At 58.8% G+C, this 692-nt stretch carries 1 protein-coding gene; it reads right to left on the bottom strand.

The window, feature by feature from the left end:
• Positions 1-692: GTP-binding protein (locus L6D75_RS27170; protein ID WP_236193980.1), on the bottom strand; the 692-nt coding region annotated here is incomplete at both ends.

The following is a 692-nucleotide window of genomic DNA, read 5'->3' as shown; positions in this document are numbered from 1 at the left end:
CGCAGCAGCACGCCGCAGTTCTCGCCAGCACGACCTTCGTCCAGCAGCTTGCGGAACATCTCAACGCCGGTGCAGGTGGTGGTGGTGGTGTCACGCAGACCAACGATTTCCAGCGGATCCTGAACGCGGACGATACCACGCTCGATACGGCCGGTAACAACGGTACCACGACCCGAGATCGAGAATACGTCTTCGATCGGCATCAGGAACGGCTTGTCGATAGCACGCTCTGGCTCTGGGATGTAGCTGTCCAGAGTTTCAACCAGACGCTTGACAGCGGTGGTGCCCATTTCGTTGTCGTCTTTGCCTTCCAGGGCCATACGAGCGGAACCGATGATGATCGGAGTGTCGTCGCCTGGGAAGTCGTAGGTGGACAGCAGGTCGCGAACTTCCATCTCGACCAGTTCCAGCAGCTCAGCGTCGTCTACCAGGTCAGCCTTGTTCAGGAAGACCACGATGTACGGAACGCCAACCTGACGGGACAGCAGGATGTGCTCACGGGTTTGTGGCATCGGACCATCGGCGGCCGAGCAAACCAGGATCGCGCCGTCCATCTGGGCAGCACCGGTGATCATGTTCTTCACGTAGTCAGCGTGACCTGGGCAGTCAACGTGAGCGTAGTGACGAATGTTCGAGTTGTACTCGACGTGAGCGGTGTTGATGGTGATACCGCGCGCTTTTTCTTCCGGAGC

The organism is Pseudomonas faucium, from assembly GCF_021602585.1.
Classification (GTDB): domain Bacteria; phylum Pseudomonadota; class Gammaproteobacteria; order Pseudomonadales; family Pseudomonadaceae; genus Aquipseudomonas; species Aquipseudomonas faucium.
The sequence above is the reverse complement of the archived record's forward strand: the minus strand, read 5'-3'. Positions and strand labels throughout refer to the sequence as shown.